13 protein-coding genes are annotated in these 12,480 nt (G+C 66.8%); 9 read left to right on the forward strand and 4 right to left on the reverse strand.

What is annotated here, in order from left to right; translation table 11 throughout:
- The first annotated feature begins 30 nt into the window (after nt 1–30).
- The 7 genes from rsfS to QZ294_RS07435 all read left to right on the forward strand — a co-directional run bounded on the left by rsfS (nt 31) and on the right by QZ294_RS07435 (nt 5,665).
- Nucleotides 31–507, forward strand: a complete 477-nt coding sequence (rsfS, locus tag QZ294_RS07405) for a ribosome silencing factor (RefSeq protein WP_297048492.1) — start codon at nt 31–33, stop codon at nt 505–507.
- Nucleotides 504–2,075 (forward strand): 2,3-bisphosphoglycerate-independent phosphoglycerate mutase, encoded by a 1,572-nt coding sequence (gene gpmI / locus QZ294_RS07410; RefSeq protein WP_297048494.1) that lies wholly within the window; start codon nt 504–506, stop codon nt 2,073–2,075. The genes rsfS and gpmI overlap by 4 nt, the downstream gene beginning before the upstream one ends.
- Nucleotides 2,068–2,313 (forward strand): hypothetical protein, encoded by a 246-nt coding sequence (locus QZ294_RS07415; protein ID WP_297048496.1) that lies wholly within the window; start codon nt 2,068–2,070, stop codon nt 2,311–2,313. Before gpmI ends, QZ294_RS07415 begins: the two co-directional genes overlap by 8 nt.
- A gap of 301 nt (nt 2,314–2,614) precedes the next feature.
- A complete protein-coding gene (locus QZ294_RS07420) occupies nt 2,615–2,890 on the forward strand; it encodes an HU family DNA-binding protein (RefSeq protein WP_297048498.1) in 276 nt (91 codons plus the stop codon).
- Nucleotides 2,891–2,965: 75 nt separating this feature from the next.
- A complete protein-coding gene (gene dapA / locus QZ294_RS07425; RefSeq protein ID WP_297048500.1) occupies nt 2,966–3,844 on the forward strand; it encodes a 4-hydroxy-tetrahydrodipicolinate synthase in 879 nt (292 codons plus the stop codon).
- 220 nt (nt 3,845–4,064) lie between these two features.
- Nucleotides 4,065–4,607, forward strand: a complete 543-nt coding sequence (locus QZ294_RS07430; RefSeq protein WP_297048590.1) for a peptidylprolyl isomerase — start codon at nt 4,065–4,067, stop codon at nt 4,605–4,607.
- Nucleotides 4,608–4,753: 146 nt separating this feature from the next.
- On the forward strand, nt 4,754–5,665 hold the full coding sequence (locus QZ294_RS07435; RefSeq protein WP_297048502.1) for a hypothetical protein: 912 nt from the start codon (nt 4,754–4,756) through the stop codon (nt 5,663–5,665).
- 186 nt (nt 5,666–5,851) lie between these two features.
- Here the strand turns inward: QZ294_RS07435 and QZ294_RS07440 are convergent, their stop codons facing one another.
- Nucleotides 5,852–6,958, reverse strand: coding sequence for an efflux RND transporter periplasmic adaptor subunit (locus tag QZ294_RS07440; protein ID WP_297048504.1), 1,107 nt, complete (start codon nt 6,956–6,958; stop codon nt 5,852–5,854).
- Nucleotides 6,959–7,136: 178 nt separating this feature from the next.
- Between QZ294_RS07440 and speA the strand changes: the two genes are divergently transcribed.
- Nucleotides 7,137–9,053, forward strand: a complete 1,917-nt coding sequence (gene speA / locus QZ294_RS07445; protein ID WP_297048506.1) for a biosynthetic arginine decarboxylase — start codon at nt 7,137–7,139, stop codon at nt 9,051–9,053.
- 176 nt (nt 9,054–9,229) lie between these two features.
- Here the strand turns inward: speA and QZ294_RS07450 are convergent, their stop codons facing one another.
- The 3 genes from QZ294_RS07450 to QZ294_RS07460 are packed head-to-tail and all read right to left on the reverse strand — an operon-like array spanning nt 9,230 to nt 11,783.
- The gene (locus tag QZ294_RS07450; RefSeq protein WP_297048509.1) at nt 9,230–10,030 is read right to left on the reverse strand and encodes a MetQ/NlpA family ABC transporter substrate-binding protein; all 801 of its coding nucleotides are present in this window, start codon (nt 10,028–10,030) and stop codon (nt 9,230–9,232) included.
- Between the two features lie 54 nt (nt 10,031–10,084).
- Nucleotides 10,085–10,747 carry a methionine ABC transporter permease gene (locus tag QZ294_RS07455; protein ID WP_297048511.1) on the reverse strand — a complete coding sequence of 221 codons (663 nt, stop codon included), beginning with the start codon at nt 10,745–10,747 and terminating at the stop codon, nt 10,085–10,087.
- Entirely contained in the window at nt 10,740–11,783 is a 1,044-nt protein-coding gene (locus QZ294_RS07460; RefSeq protein ID WP_297048514.1) for a methionine ABC transporter ATP-binding protein, read from the reverse strand. Before QZ294_RS07460 ends, QZ294_RS07455 begins: the two co-directional genes overlap by 8 nt.
- Nucleotides 11,784–11,951: 168 nt before the next feature.
- Here QZ294_RS07460 and QZ294_RS07465 point away from each other — a divergent pair, with 168 nt between their 5' ends.
- Nucleotides 11,952–12,266 carry a hypothetical protein gene (locus QZ294_RS07465; RefSeq protein WP_297048516.1) on the forward strand — a complete coding sequence of 105 codons (315 nt, stop codon included), beginning with the start codon at nt 11,952–11,954 and terminating at the stop codon, nt 12,264–12,266.
- The last annotated feature ends 214 nt before the right edge of the window (nt 12,267–12,480 follow it).

Raw genomic sequence — 12,480 nt, forward strand, 5'->3', positions numbered from 1 at the left:
CTTGGCCCCGCTTTGGGATATAGGGCGGGCATGAACGATACCGCCCTTTCCGTCCCCGCCGGGACGCCGGACGCCGGCATGGCCGCCGGCCCGATCGTTTCCCCCGGCACCGCCGCCGGGCGCGCCGTCCCCCTTGCCGAGCGGCTGGAGGCGTTGCGCGCCTTTCTTGAGGACCACAAGGCCGAAGATGTCGTGACCCTGGAGCTTGGCGGCGAAAACGCCTTTGCCGAGGCCATGCTTGTGGTCACGGCCGGCTCCATGCGCCATGCCCAGAGCCTGGCCGACGGCGTGGCCGAACTCTGCCGCGCGCGCGGCTTCGAGTGCCTGCGCCTGGAGGGCTACGCCGCCGCGCAATGGATCCTCGCGGACTGCAATGACATCATCGTCCACATCCTGCTCGGGCCTGCGCGCGAGCTGTACCGGCTGGAAGACCTGTGGGGCCGGGCCGCGGGCGGCCGCGTCGCGCCGTCCCGTGCCGCCGCTTCCGCCAGGGAGGACCATTCATGACGCCGACTCTGCTCCTCATCCTCGACGGCTGGGGCATCGCCCCGTCCGGCGCCGAAGCCGACAAGGGCGATGCCCCCCTGCGCGCGGCCACGCCCAATCTTGACGCGCTCTTCAAAGGACGGCCGCATTCGCGGCTCACCGCCTCGGGCCGGGCCGTGGGCCTGCCCGAGGGCTATATGGGCAATTCCGAGGTCGGGCACCTGAATATCGGCGCCGGCCGCGTGGTCTATCAGGACATGACGAGGATCGACATCGCGCTGGAGGACGGCTCCTTCGCGGCCAATCCCGTGCTCACGGACCTTCTCGCGCGCGTGAAGCGCGGCGGCGGCCGCCTCCACCTGGCGGGCCTGGTCTCGGACGGCGGCGTCCACAGCCATATCCGCCATCTGGAGGCCCTGTGCGCCCTGGCGGCCGGTGCCGGGGTGCCGGTACGCATCCACTGCATCATGGACGGCCGCGATACGGACCCCAAAAGCGGCGAGGGCTTCGTGAGCGCCCTGGAGTCCGCCATCAGGGACCAGCCCGAAACGCGCATCAGCGACCTCATCGGCCGTTTCTATGCCATGGACCGCGACACGCGCTGGGAGCGCGTCAGGGAGGCCTGGGACCTGCTGGCCCATGGCGTGAGCGACGCGGGCCTTTCCGCGCCCGACGCCGTCACGGCCCTGCGGGATTCCTACGCGCGCGGCGAGACCGACGAATTCGTCAGGCCCGTGCTCATCGAGGGCGGGCGCGAACCCGGCGAGGCGCCGGGCATGGCCGACGGCGACGGACTCTTTTTCTTCAACTTCCGCGCGGACCGCATGCGCGAGATCGTCAGCGCCTTTATCGGCAAGGACTTTACCGGCTTTGACCGCGGCCGCGTGCCCGAGTTCGCGGGCGTGGCCTCCATGACGCCGTATGACGCCACCTTTTCCCTCCCCGTGGCCTTTCCCAAGGAGTCGGTGACGCAGGGCCTGGGCGAGGCGGTGTCCCGCGCGGGCATGCGCCAGCTGCGCCTGGCGGAGACGGAAAAATACGCCCATGTGACCTATTTTTTCAACGGCGGCGTGGAGGAACCCTTCCCCGGCGAGGACCGCATCCTCGTGCCCTCTCCGCGCGACGTGGCGACCTATGACCTCAAGCCCGCCATGAGCGCGCGCGAAGTCACGGAAAAGTTTCTGGAAGCCTGGAACAGCGGCGTCTATGACTTTGTGGTCTGCAATCTCGCCAACGGCGACATGGTGGGCCATACCGGCAACCTTGAGGCCGCCGAGGAGGCCTGCGCCGTTGTGGACGAATGCGTGGGCCGCATGGCGCAGGCCGTGGAGGACCGGGGCGGCCGCATGCTCATCATCGCCGATCACGGCAACTGCGAGGTCATGCTCACGCCGGACGGCCGGCCGCACACGGCGCATACCACCAATCCCGTGCCCTGCATCCTCATCGAGCCTGGCGGCGCGGTGACGGCGCTGGCGGACGGCAAGCTGGCCGATGTGGCCCCCACCCTGCTGCGGCTCTGGGGCCTTGAACCCACCAGCGCCATGACCGGCGAAAACCTCGTCCGGGAGGGGTCCGCCCGTGGCTGAGCGCAACGCCCGGCCGCAGGCGCCCGTTGCGCCGGACGGCATGGAGATCCTCTTTTTCTACCAGTGCCCGCAGTGCGGGCGGCATGTGCCCGTGGTGGCGCCCACCGAGCCGCGCATGATCACCTGCGACGGCTGCCGGGCCTCGTTCCCCATCATCCCCGTGGACGAGCATGGCCTGCATTATGTGCGTATCATGCTCGCCGGGGGCAAGGCCGCCGCCGACCCGGATTTTCTGTAGCGCGCGTTCCCGGAGGGGCCGGGAACCTGCCCCTCCCCCTCCCCTCACAACGGAAAGTGGGGCCATGCCACTCCGGCGCCCCGCCTTTGCCGGCGCCAGGGCTTTCCTGCCTCCCGCCGCTTTCTGGTGCCGTTCCCTGTCCATATCCGCGGGCCGGCTCTTGCCCAATCCCCGGCTTTGCCGTAGTGTGGAGGCATTGCGTCTTTCCAGGCCGGCTGCCCGCCGTGCGTCGCGGCGGCGGCCCTTCCCCGGACATGGCCCTTTCCTCCACGGGCATCGAGACAGAGGCGACGGAGGCATCATGAACAAAAGCGAGCTGATCAAGGCGCTTGCCGAAGAGAGCAATATCCCCCTTGATGACGCGTCCCTGGTGGTGAACACCTTCATCGACGCCATGAAAAAATCGCTGATAGCCGGCGAACGCATTGAAATTCGCGGCTTTGGAAGTTTCAAGATCAAGGAGTACGGCGGCTATGCCGGCCGCAATCCCAAGACCGGAGAGAGCGTGGAAGTGGTGCCCAAGCGGCTGCCGTTTTTCCGCGCCGGCAAGGAACTCAAGGAGTTCATCAACAGTTGAGCGCCGGGCGGGTTTTCTGTCACCCGTATTTCCCGGCGTCCCCGTTGGAAACGACAGTTCCGCAAGGAGTATTCCATGTTTTTTTCCGGCGCGATGACTGCTCTGGTGACGCCGTTCAGGAACAACGCCATTGATGAGGAAGGCTACCGCGCCTTCATTGAGAACCAGATCTCCGAAGGTATCCACGGCCTTGTCCCGTGCGGCACCACGGGCGAGTCGGCCACGCTGACGCATGAGGAGCACGAGCGCGTCATCGAGATCTGCATCGAGCAGGCCGCCGGCCGTGTGCCGGTGCTGGCCGGGGCCGGTTCCAACAATACGGAAGAGGCCATCCGCCTCGCGCGTTTTGCCCAGAAGGCGGGCGCCGATGGCGCGCTTCTCATCACGCCCTATTACAACAAGCCCACCCAGGAAGGGCTGTACCTCCATTTCAAGGCCATCGCCGAGGCGGTGGACATCCCCCTCGTCCCCTACAATGTGCCCGGCCGCACGGGGTGCAACATGCTGCCGCCCGTGCTGGCGCGTCTGGCGGCGGAGTTTCCGCATGTGGTCGGCGTCAAGGAGGCCACGGGCGACATGGCGCAGGGCAGCGCCATCCTTGAAAGCTGCCCGCAGCGTTTCAGCGTCATGAGCGGCGACGACCTCACGGCCCTGGCGCTCATGGCCCTTGGCGGCCAGGGGGTCATCTCCGTGACCTCCAACATCGTTCCCGGGCGCGTCGCCGCCATGTGCAACGCCTTTGCGCGGGGGGACCTTGCCGGCGCGCGCGCCATCCACCACGAGCTGTTCCCGCTGCACCGGGCCATGTTCATGGTGAGCAATCCCATCCCGGTCAAGACGGCGCTGGCCCTGCTGGGCCGCATGTCCGCCGAGATGCGGCTGCCGCTCTGCCCCATGAGTCCCGAAGATACGGCGAAGCTCACGGAAGTGCTCCGCGCGCAGGGCCTGCTCTGAGCGGCCCGGCGCCGGTGGTTTTGCGGGGCGCCCGCGCGCGTCCCGGCGCCGCATGGGCGGCGCCCTGATATGCGAAGAGCGAAGAAAGAGGAGTTTTGTCATGCAGGATGCCGTTTTCGCCGCCTGGCGGGGAATGTTCCGATGCGCCCACGGCCCGCTGCCGGGCCGCGCGTTGCGGCGCGGCGTCGTGGCGCTGCTGGTCTGCGCCCTGGTCTTCCTCATGGCGCCGGCGCCGTTGCTGGCCGCCGCGCAGGCCGCGCCGGACCCGGTGGTCAGGCTGGAGACGAGCCTGGGCGACATCGTGGTGCGGCTGGATGCGCGCAAGGCGCCCATCACCACGGCCAATTTCATCCAGTATGTGAAATCCGGCCATTATGACGGCACGGTCTTCCACCGCGTCATCAGGAATTTTATGATCCAGGGCGGCGGCCTGACGCCGGAACTCAAGGAAAAGCGCGCCATGGCCCCCATCCGCAACGAGGCGGACAACGGCCTGCGCAACCAGAAGTACACCATCTCCATGGCCCGCACCTCTGACCCGCACTCGGCAAGCTCCCAGTTCTTCATCAACACCAGGAACAACGAGTTCCTCGATTTCAAGGCCAAGACGCCGCAGGGCTGGGGCTATGCGGTTTTCGGCAAGGTCATCCAGGGCCAGAACGTGGTGGACAAGATCGAGGCCGTCAGCACCGGACGCAAGGGGCACTATGAAGACGTGCCCGTGACTCCGGTGATCATCAAGAAGGCCGAGGTCATGGAATAACCGGCGCGCCACGCGGAAGCGTGTGGCGCCGGCCGGGGAAGCCGCCTGCTGTGGGCGTTCGCCCGGCCATCCTGCCGATCCGTGGGGTCGCGCAGGCTTCAGCGGCATGTTTCGCGGCCGCCAACCTGAATCCGGAGGAGTTCTCCATGCCCAAATTCCTGGCGCTTGCCGCCCTGGCCCTGGCCCTGGCATTTCCCCAGTATGCTTCCACGGCACCGGTCACCGGACCCAAGATCCCCGGTCCCAAGTATGTCTACAGCCTGAAAAGCGTCATGCCCGTCGCCGGACGGCAGGGCGTCGCCTGCGACGGCAAGTTCATCTATGTGAGCGGCAGCACCGCCCTCTACAAGTATGACATGAGCGGCAAGCTCGTGAAGCAGAACGACAAGCCGTTCGAGGGCTACTCCATCCCCTCCAACCACATCGGCGACATCGACATCTACAACGGCGAGCTGTACATCAGCGCCGAAAATTTCATGGACGGCGTGGGCAAGGACATCCAGATCGCCGTGCATGACGCGGAAACGCTCAAGCTCAAGCGCACCTTCGCCTTTGAGCCGAAGTCCGGCCAGGAGGAAGTTTCCGGCATCACCGTCGATCCGGTGAAGGGCACGGTGTGGATGTGCTCCTGGGTGGGCGAGGAGAGCGGCCGCTACCTCTACGAGTACGACCTCAAGGGCAAGTATCTCCGCAAGGTGCACCTCCAGCCCGTGCCGCAGTGGGTGCAGGGCGTCTACTATCTGGACGGCGCGCTCTTCGTCACCGCCGATGACGGCACCGCCGACGACAACGAGCCTGACCACATCTACCGCGTGGAAGTCAGCTCCGCCACCAACGCGCCGGTGGTGCTGGAAAAGACCCTGGACGAGGCCATCAAGCAGGGCGAGATCGAGGGCCTCTGCGTCGATCCGGCCAGCGGCGACCTGCTGGTGCTCATGAACCGCGGCGCGCGCATCGTCCTGGGCATGGGCAAGGGCTTCTACCCCGGCTATGACAAGGAAGTGAGCGAGATCTACCGCTACTCCATGACGCCCAAGGGCGGTCCCAAGCGGCCGTAAGCCCGGAAGGTCTCGGCCTGCACAGGCGAAAAACGGGGGACGCCGTTCCGGAAGGGGCGGCGTCCCTTCGCGTGCGAAAGTGACGGCTACCGCCATTTTGGCGGAAAAGCGTGGTCTTCCGCCGTATCACGGCGCGGGCGCCAGCTGCCGCATCCCGGGCCAGCAGCCACACAAGAGGTCCAGACCCTAGTCGAGGATCTTTACCGGCAGCCCGGGCGCGAGCCGCACCTGGCCGTCGATCACCACGCGGTCGCCCTTTTCCAGCCCGTCGGCAACGACGGTGCGGCCTTCGTGCTCGAAAAGGGGCGTCACGGGGCGATAGACGGCGCGGCCGTCCGCATCCACAAGATAGACGTAGCGCTCTTCGCGGCCCGACTGGACGGCGCGGCTCGGCACCACAAGGGCGTGTTCCGCCATGCCGAGGGGCAGGGCCACCTGGACGAACTGGCCGGGCCAGAGGCGGCGCCCGGGGTTTTCAAAGGTGGCGCGCAGGCGGATGGTGCCGGTGCGCGTATCGACGCTGTTGTCCACCAGGGTGAGGCGCCCTGTTTCCGGGGTCCCCCCCGTGGGGGTGGCCGTCACGGGCACATTCCCCCTGCTCATGCGCTCGAGGATGACCGGAAGCTGCGCTTCGGGCACGGAAAAGGTGACATAGATGGGCGACAGGGTATCGATGGTCACGATGGGGGTGGCGTCCGTGCTTTTGACCATGTTGCCCTTGTCCACGGTGAGCGCGCCCACGCGGCCGCCGATGGGCGCCGTGACCGTGCAGTAGGCGAGGTCAAGGGCCGCGCTCTCCACGGCGGCCCTGTCGGCCTGGACCGTGGCGCGCAGGGCCGCCGCGTCGGTGGCGGTCTGCTCGTAGGCTTCGCGGCTCACGTAGCCGCCGCCCACGAGCTTGCCGTAGCGGCGGCGGTCGTCATTGGCCTTGGCAAGCTGCGCCTCGGACTTGGCGAGCACGGCGCGCCTTTCGCGCAGGGCGGCCTCGAACGGGCGCGGATCGATCAGCACCAGCGGGGCGCCGGCCTGCACTTCCTGCCCTTCGGTGAAGCGGATGTCGAGCAGTTCGCCGGTGACGCGCGGGGTGACGCCCACGGTGGCCGAGGCGCGCACATTGCCCACGGCGGAAAGCACGCGCGGCACGTCCGCCCTGTCCACGGTCCGCACATGCACCGGAGCCGGCGCTGGTCCCCTGGCGGCGTCGCCGCCGCCGGAACAGGCGGCCGGACCCATGAGGCACGCGGCCGCAAGGCAGAGGGCGAAGGCCCGGTCGCGCCAGAAGCAGGAGTTCATGTCGGCCTCCTTGGGGTTGCGGTGAGCATGTACCATGGCGCGGCCCGCGTCAAGAACACATTGACTTCGCAAGGCTTTTCGGCATACTGGCAAATTCAGTGGCCGCGCGCCGCCAGGGCAGGCCGCGTTCCGGTTCCGGGGGATCGGTCTGTTTCCGGCAGCCATGATGGAGGTTCTGTTGGCAAAGAGTCATGCCTTGCAGCGGTGGGGAGTGGAGGATTCCGTCGAACTCTACGGCATCAGGACATGGGGCGCGGGCTTTTTCGATGTCTCGGAAGACGGGGATGTGGTCATCTGCCCCCACGGGGCGCGCGGGCCGCAGATCCCGCTGCCGGAGATCATCGCCGGGCTGCACGAGCGCGGCTATGACATGCCCGTCCTCCTGCGTGTGGAGAATATCCTCAGCTCCCGCATCGCCCACATCCATGAATCTTTTCGCAAGGCCATCCGCACGCTCGGCTACAGGGGGGAATACCGCGGCGTCTTCCCCATCAAGGTGAACCAGCAGCAGCAGGTGGTGGACCAGATCGCCCAGTTCGGCAGCCGCTATCATCACGGGCTGGAGGCTGGCTCCAAGGCCGAGCTTATCGCGGCGGTGGCCCTCATGCGCGACCCCAAGGCCTGTATCGTCTGCAACGGCTACAAGGACGAGGAATTTATCGACCTCGCCCTTCAGGCCCAGCGTCTGGGCTTCAATGTCTTCATCGTCCTGGAGATGCCCGGCGAGCTGGACATGGTGCTCGAGCGCGCGGCGGCCCTGGGCATCCGGCCCAACGTGGGCGTGCGCTCCAAGCTGTCGGTCAAGGCGGGCGGCCACTGGACGGACTCGGGCGGCGAGCGCTCCACCTTCGGCCTCTCGCCCTCGCAGATCGTGGACGTGGTGGACACGCTCAAGAGCCGCCAGATGCTCGACTGCTTCCGCCTGCTCCATTATCACCTGGGTTCGCAGATCTCCAATATCCGCGATATCCGCACGGGCGTCATGGAGGCGGCCCGGCTGTACTCCGGGCTGGCGGAAGAGGGCGCGCCCATGGGCTATCTCGATCTGGGCGGGGGACTCGCCGTGGACTATGACGGCTCGCACACCAACTACGTCTTTTCGCGCAACTACAACCTGGACGAATACTGCGCCGACGTGGTGGAGACCATCATGAGCATCCTGGACGAAAAGGAGATCCCGCATCCGCACATCATCACCGAATCGGGCCGGGCGACGGTGGCCTACTGTTCCGTCCTGCTCTTCAATATCCTTGACGTCAACGTGGTGGAGGAGGCGCGCCTGCCCGAGACGCTGCCCGATGACGCGCCCGAGGCCGTGCGCAACCTGCAGGAGGCGCTTGCCGGCATCAGCCTCCGCAATCTTCAGGAAAGTTACAACGACGCCGTCTATTACCGCGACGAAGTGCGGCGCATGTTCTCCACCGGCGCCGTGAGCCTGCGCCAGCGCACCCTGGCCGAGCGCTTTTTCTGGGCCATCCTCATGCGGATCGCCAAGGAGAAGCGCAAGCTCAAGAACGTGCCGCGCGACCTGGAAGACATCGACGTCAACCTTGCCGACATCTATTACGGCAACTTCAGCGTCTTCCAGTCCCTGCCGGACTCCTGGGCCATCGACCAGCTCTTCCCCATCATGCCGGTGCACCGGCTGGGGGAATTTCCTTCCCGCCAGGGCATCATCTCGGACATCACCTGTGATTCCGACGGCCGCATCGACCATTTCATCGACCCGCAGGGCATGAAGCCCATGCTCGACCTCCACCCCCTGCGCGAAGGCGAGGAATATTACCTTGGCGTCTTTCTCGTGGGGGCCTATCAGGAGACCCTGGGCGACCTCCACAACCTCATGGGCGACACCAATGTGGTCTCCATCCGCGCCGCCGATGACGGCAGCTATGAATATGTGCGCGAGATCCGGGGGGATTCCGTGTCCGATGTGCTCAGTTATGCGGAGTACGAGCCGCGCCGCATCATCGAGAATCTCCGCAGCGCCGCCGAACGGGCCGTGCGCGAGGGGCGCATCTCGCCCAGCGAGCGCTTCGCCGTCATGCAGGCCTTTGAGGACGGCATGCGCGGCTATACCTATTTTGAACGCTGATCCCGGCCCGCCGGCCGCTTGCCGTCCGCTGCGCGGCGCGCACCCCCGGCAGGGATCTCCGGGCGCCCCGGCCAGGGCCGGCCCGCGCGCAGCCACAGAGGGCGCCCCCGTGCGGAGGCGCCCTTCTTGCGGGGCTGACGGCCGCGCCGGCCGTTGCCCTGTGCCTGAAACGCCGGCTATTTCGCGGCCGAGGGCAGGACGGCGCCCGCGTATCTGGCGCGCATGGCCCTGGCGATCTCCGGGCTGACGAGCACTTCATAGAGCGCCTGGAGTTCGGGGCGCTTGGTGTCCTTCTCGCGCACGGCCAGCACATTGGCGTAGGTGGTGGCGGCCATGGAGTCGGCGGCCTCCACGGCCAGGGCCTCGGCCACCTTGAGTCCGCCGAGGATGGCATAGTTGCCGTTGATGACCGCGATGTCCACGTCCGGCAGGGCGCGCACGAGCTGCGCGGCCTCGATTTCCTCGATCTTGAGCTTCCTGGGGTTTTCCACGATGTCGCGGCTGGTGGCGGTGAGTCCCGAATCCGGGCGCAGCTTGACGAGTCCCTGGTCCTGGAGCAGGAGCAGGGCGCGGCCCTCGTTGGTGGCGTCGTTGGGCACGGCCACGATGGCGCCTTCCTTCAGGTTCTTCAGGTCCTTGCTGCGGCCCGCGTAGATGCCGAACGGCTCGTAATGCACCGGTCCCAGGGAGGCGAGCCTGGTGCCCTTTTGGGCGTTGAAGTCGTCAAGATAGGGCTTGTGCTGGAAGTAATTGGCGTCCAGATCGCCGCTTTCCAGCGCCACATTGGGCTGCACATAGTCCGAATATTCCACGATCTTGAGCTGATAGCCCCTGGGCTGGAGGAGTTTCGCCGCCTCGGCGAGGATCTCGGCGTGGGGCGTGGGGGACGCGCCCACGGTGAAGACGCCCGCCGCGTGGGCAACGCCGGCGAGGCAGAGGCTGGAGACAAGGGCCGCCGCGAGAAATGCTTTGTTCATGGCTGAAATCCTGGGTTGAGGGTGATGCCGGGGACAGGCCGTGCGCGCCGCGCGCTAGCCGCCGCGCCGGTCCGTGCGGCGGGTGGCCCAGTTGCCGAAACTTTGCAGGGCCTGGACGATGATGATGAGCAGGACCACCGTGATGATCATGATGTCGGTCTGGTAGCGGTTGTAGCCGTACATGATGGCGAGCTTGCCAAGGCCGCCCCCGCCCACGGCCCCGGCCATGGCCGAATAGCCGAGGATGGTGATGGCCGCCACGGCGCTGCCGTTGATGAGCGAGGGCAGCGCCTCGGGGATGAGCACCTTGGTGATGATCTGCCACACGCTGGCGCCCATGCTTTCCGCCGCCTCCACCACGCCGTGGTCCACCTCCAGCAGCGAGGACTCCACCAGGCGCGCCACGAACGGCGCCGCCGCCAGCACCAGCGGCACCACCGTGGCATTGTTGCCGATGGTGGTGCCCACCAGAAAGCGGGTGAAGGGGATGACCGCGATCATCAGGATGAGGAAGGGAAAGGAGCGCGTGAGGTTCACCACCACGTCGAGCGCGCTGTAGAACGCCGCGTGCGGCCGGATGCCGCCCTTGCGCGTGATGACCAGGGCCACGCCCATGACCGTGCCGAACACATAGGAAAAGAAGGTTGCCACCAGAGTCATGTAGATGGTGTCCCATGTGCCGACGAGGAGCATCTCCAGGGTCTTTTCGTCAATCATGGGGGGCGTCCTCCAGTTTTTCCAGCGCGATGTGATGGGCCGCGGCCCAGTCCATGATGCGTTTGCGCGACGCCTCCGCGTCGGGAAGCTGGAGCACCATCTGGCCCACGGCCGTGCCGCCCAGGTCGCGCGTGTCCGCATACATGATGTTCACCGGGCAGCCACAGTGCAGCACCAGATTGGAGATGACCGGCTCAAACGAGGAGCGGCCGTTGAAGATCAGGCGGTAGAGGTTGTCGCACTTGTCCAGGGGCAGGTTCTGGAGCGCCTCGGGCAGGACGAGCCTGCGCGCGGCCTCGGTGCGCGGGTGGAAGAAGACCTCCTCCACCGGGCCTTGCTCCACGATGACGCCCTTGCTGATGATGGCGACATGGCTGCAGATCTGGTCGATGACGCGCATCTCGTGGGTGATGACCACCGCCGTGATGCCCAGTTGGGCGTTGATGTCCTTGATGAGCGCCAGGATGGAGTCCGTGGTGGCCGGGTCCAGGGCCGAGGTGGCCTCGTCGCAGAGCAGGACGCGCGGCCGGGTCGCCAGGGCGCGGGCGATGGCAACGCGCTGTTTCTGGCCGCCGGAAAGCTGGGACGGGTAGGACCCCATGCGCCTGCCCAGGCCCACCATGTCGAGCAGCTCCTCGGCGCGGCGGCGTCCCTCGGCGCGGGAGACGCCCGCAAGCTCGAGGGGAAAACGGACGTTCTCCAGCGCGGTGCGCTGCATGAGCAGGTTGAACTGCTGAAAAATCATGCCCATGGACCGGCGCGCCTCGCGCAGGGCCGCGCCGGAAAGCCGGCAGAGGTCGCGCCCCTCGAAAATGACGCGCCCCGCGGTGGGGCGCTCCAGCAGGTTGATGCAGCGCACGAGCGTGGACTTGCCCGCGCCGCTCTTGCCGATGATGCCGAAGATCTCGCCCCTGCCTATCTGGAGGTCGATGCCGCGCAGGGCAAAGACGCTCTCGCCATTGCCGGGGTACTTCTTTTCGAGATTTTCGATGCTGATGATAGGCTCGTCCGCCATGCCGCCTCCGGGCGCGTCCATGGGGGCCTCCCGGGCGCGCCCGGAAGGCATAGCATGTTTCGGCGCAAAGGGCAAAGCGGCGGGGCTTGCCAAGGCGCGCCGCGGCATGTAGAGTTGGGGCAAGACCGGGCGTCGGTGCCCGGATATATATACAGCGGGCATCGCCCGCCAACACATGGAGAAAAGACAATGGCTGACAACCACGAACATAGTGTGGAAGACCTTCGCAAGGAACTTGGCGCCATGCGCGAACAGATGGAGACCCTGTTCACTGCCCTCAGGGAAAAGAAGGACGACGTGGCCGGGGATGTCTCCTCCCGCATCGCCCGCGAACTCGGGCATTACCGCCAGTTCGCCCAGGACGGCGCCCGGAAGGTCTATGACGCCGGCGCGTCGGGCGTGGAGGAAGTGAGCGAACAGGTGCGCCGCAATCCCCTGGCGAGCCTGCTCATCGCGTTTGGCGCCGGCTGCGTCCTTTCCGCCCTCTTCAGGCACCTCAGGTAGCCGGACGAGTGAAAGGCCTGGCTGAACTCGTCGTCAGTCTGTGCGACCTTTGCGAAGCCGAGGGGCGGCTCCTGCAGGAGGGCGTCCTCCGCACGGTGCGGAGGACGGTCACCCTCACGCTGGGGCTGCTCTTCGGCGCGGCCGCTCTTGCCCTTCTGCTGGCGGCGCTGTATGCCCTGCTGACCAGCTTCATGCCTGTCCCGGCGGGGGGGGG

The sequence above is a fragment of the uncultured Desulfovibrio sp. genome (genome assembly GCF_910584445.1).
In the GTDB taxonomy this organism is placed as follows: domain Bacteria; phylum Desulfobacterota; class Desulfovibrionia; order Desulfovibrionales; family Desulfovibrionaceae; genus Desulfovibrio.

What these genes read in the sequence shown, in the direction of transcription:
- QZ294_RS07435 (WP_297048502.1), top strand. Translation starts at nt 4,754, where the DNA reads ATGCCCAAATTCCTGGCGCTTGCCGCCCTGGCCCTGGCCCTGGCATTT.
- QZ294_RS07450 (WP_297048509.1), bottom strand. Translation starts at nt 10,030, where the DNA reads ATGAACAAAGCATTTCTCGCGGCGGCCCTTGTCTCCAGCCTCTGCCTC.
- QZ294_RS07440 (WP_297048504.1), bottom strand. Translation starts at nt 6,958, where the DNA reads ATGAACTCCTGCTTCTGGCGCGACCGGGCCTTCGCCCTCTGCCTTGCG.
- QZ294_RS07455 (WP_297048511.1), bottom strand. Translation starts at nt 10,747, where the DNA reads ATGATTGACGAAAAGACCCTGGAGATGCTCCTCGTCGGCACATGGGAC.
- dapA (WP_297048500.1), top strand. Translation starts at nt 2,966, where the DNA reads ATGTTTTTTTCCGGCGCGATGACTGCTCTGGTGACGCCGTTCAGGAAC.
- gpmI (WP_297048494.1), top strand. Translation starts at nt 504, where the DNA reads ATGACGCCGACTCTGCTCCTCATCCTCGACGGCTGGGGCATCGCCCCG.
- QZ294_RS07460 (WP_297048514.1), bottom strand. Translation starts at nt 11,783, where the DNA reads ATGGACGCGCCCGGAGGCGGCATGGCGGACGAGCCTATCATCAGCATC.
- QZ294_RS07430 (WP_297048590.1), top strand. Translation starts at nt 4,065, where the DNA reads ATGGCGCCGGCGCCGTTGCTGGCCGCCGCGCAGGCCGCGCCGGACCCG.
- rsfS (WP_297048492.1), top strand. Translation starts at nt 31, where the DNA reads ATGAACGATACCGCCCTTTCCGTCCCCGCCGGGACGCCGGACGCCGGC.
- QZ294_RS07420 (WP_297048498.1), top strand. Translation starts at nt 2,615, where the DNA reads ATGAACAAAAGCGAGCTGATCAAGGCGCTTGCCGAAGAGAGCAATATC.
- QZ294_RS07465 (WP_297048516.1), top strand. Translation starts at nt 11,952, where the DNA reads ATGGCTGACAACCACGAACATAGTGTGGAAGACCTTCGCAAGGAACTT.